Annotated in this window: 3 protein-coding genes; 2 read left to right on the top strand and 1 reads right to left on the bottom strand. The window is 32.2% G+C overall.

Annotated features, from left to right (window positions below):
* Positions 1-188: hypothetical protein (locus F6K13_RS33550; protein WP_287289988.1), on the top strand; the 188-nt coding region annotated here is incomplete at its 5' end.
* Between the two features lie 37 nt (positions 189-225).
* Here F6K13_RS33550 and F6K13_RS33555 read toward each other — a convergent pair.
* Positions 226-687 (bottom strand): hypothetical protein, encoded by a 462-nt coding sequence (locus F6K13_RS33555; protein WP_287279879.1) that lies wholly within the window; start codon positions 685-687, stop codon positions 226-228.
* 524 nt (positions 688-1,211) lie between these two features.
* On the opposite strand from F6K13_RS33555, the gene F6K13_RS33560 reads away from it, so the two are divergent.
* A partial coding sequence (locus tag F6K13_RS33560; protein WP_287289990.1) for a GTPase occupies positions 1,212-1,322 on the top strand: 111 nt, incomplete at its 3' end.

Here is a 1,322-nt window from a genome sequence, read left to right on the forward strand (position 1 = left end):
AAGACTACCCGTTGATAGGTGTTCGGTGGAAATGCAGTAATGTATGCAGCCTAGACACACTAACAGACCGAGGACTTGACCTCATTTCTCTTTTCACTTCTGACTATGCAGCCTTCTTTGTTTCTTTAGTTATTGTCTTTAAAAAGATTATTCTCTTTAAAAAAAGAAAGCTTGTTTCTATTCGTTGAATTTAGAAGCAGGCTTTCTTTTTTACGTTACCTTGCGTTACCTACAAACAGCACGATTGTTAGCATTTAGAACTATTGTGCCTTCTTCTCCATTAATAATAACTGGGTTGCCTGTGCTAACTCTCAATAATCGTGGTTTTTTATTCAAACATTCTGTAACCTCTTCTCCCCAAGCTTCTATAGAAGCAGTGTACTCCGCTCTGTAACGCAAAAGCTCATCTAGAGTAATTCCAGTGGGTATAGGAGGTAAGTTGTTAACAAAAGCATCAGTTATTGGAGAATCTGTACTGATGCTGTCATCAACATCAACTTCAGTAATAATTGGAAAATCAAATTTTCTGGGTAAAGTTCTGTAAGGAATAGACAAATCTGGTAATGGATAATATTCTTCCTTACCAGATTTGTAATCGAAATCAGATGGTATTGCCAAAGCTGGTAGAGGTAAATTTGCAACGACTAAAGCACAAACACTTCCTAATAATGTAGAAAATTTTTTCATTTTTTTTCCTAGTTCTAGATCGATTTAATTAGATATCAACTAACAAGTTAGTTTGGCAAATCTTTAAAGTTTCTAAAGTTTCTGCCCTTGATGCTTTCCATCGCCTAAATAAATTAACTTCTTTAAATAAAGAGAAGTCAAAAGTAACTGGCGAACAACTTAAACAAGGCAAAATTATCAGACTCTACAAAATACTGTAAAATTCAACAGCATATCTTAATAAAGTAAGATATCTGTTATCGCAGAAGGCAGAATAAAAAATCTAGCTTTGGATGTTTTCACCTTTCCTTCGACTGCTATAATTATTCAGCTTTGTACTACTACATGAATTAAATTAATGTAAGCACTGAAGTTAATATTTTACTGATGATGAGTCACTTCAGAATAATATACTTTAATCCTTGTATTTTAATAATATTCTGATAACCACAAGAAAAATGTATAGTATCTATCAGTTAATATCAAAAAAATTTTACTTAATAAGTTGTTATTTTTGAAATATATAAAATAAAAAAAATACAAAAATGGAATTGTCCACAAGTATGATAATTCCCGTAGCACCTGCGGGATATAAATCTGGATTTGTTGGTATAATAGGACGGCCTAATGTTGGCAAATCTACTTTAATGAATCAA

This window comes from Okeania sp. SIO2B9, from assembly GCF_010672505.1.
GTDB lineage: Bacteria > Cyanobacteriota > Cyanobacteriia > Cyanobacteriales > Microcoleaceae > Okeania > Okeania hirsuta.

Bases quoted from the DNA above. Each gene is read 5' to 3' on its own strand.
- F6K13_RS33555 (WP_287279879.1), bottom strand. From the start codon at position 687: ATGAAAAAATTTTCTACATTATTAGGAAGTGTTTGTGCTTTAGTCGTT.